Origin of the sequence: Phycicoccus sp. DTK01, from assembly GCF_017312765.1 — a bacterium.
Classification (GTDB): Bacteria; Actinomycetota; Actinomycetes; order Actinomycetales; family Dermatophilaceae; genus Phycicoccus; species Phycicoccus jejuensis.
Genome location: NZ_BOPU01000034.1, coordinates 1 through 715 on the forward strand (window position 1 = coordinate 1; position 715 = coordinate 715).

General features: G+C 69.0%; 1 protein-coding gene. It reads right to left on the reverse strand.

Annotated features, from left to right (window positions below):
- Positions 1-424: 424 nt before the first annotated feature.
- The coding region (locus J3473_RS19255) for a hypothetical protein (protein ID WP_207025411.1) at positions 425-715 on the reverse strand (291 nt) is incomplete at its 5' end.

Below are 715 nucleotides of genomic sequence, written 5' to 3' on the forward strand. Positions count from 1 at the left end.
GCAGCAGAACGCCGCGCTGGTCGAAGAAGCCTCCGCCGCCGCCCGCAGCATGGAGGAGCAGGCATCGGACCTGATGCAGACCGTCGCATCCTTCCGCCTGAGTTCGAACGCGCCGCAGTATCTGCGGGCGGCGAATGATTGAGGTTCATGGCGGATGCTTCTGGCCGCCCACGTCATGGATTCCCGCCTCCGCGGGAATGACGTGACATTCGGGATAGCGTGAACGCCTGGACCCCGGCCTTCGCCGGGATGACGGAGGTTGAGCCCCTCTCCCACCGGGAGAGGGGTTGGGGTGAGGGTCGGCGGAGTGATGCCGCCCGCACTCGCGACACAGCGCTCATATCGGGACGCACGGCGACCATCGGCGCAACGCACGTCCCGACCCTCACCCTCGATCCCTCTCCCGGAGGGAGAGGGGCTCAACTCAGGCCAACCCCGCCGGCATCTCCACATCCGCGCGCATCAGGCGGACCACGCCCTCCCATGCCAGCGACACCGCGAGGCAGCCGATGAGCAGCCCCGCCCAGTCGGCCGATTGAGGCGACAGCGATGGCCACAGGCTGGCGAAGGCCGGCATCCATTGCGCGCCGTACGCGGCGACCACCGCGATGACCGCGATCGCGAAGATCGCGGTGAGCACGCGGTGCAGCCAGCGTTCGAACAGCTCGCCAGCCGCGGGCATGCCTTCCACCTGGCGCACGATCTGCGCCGCCAG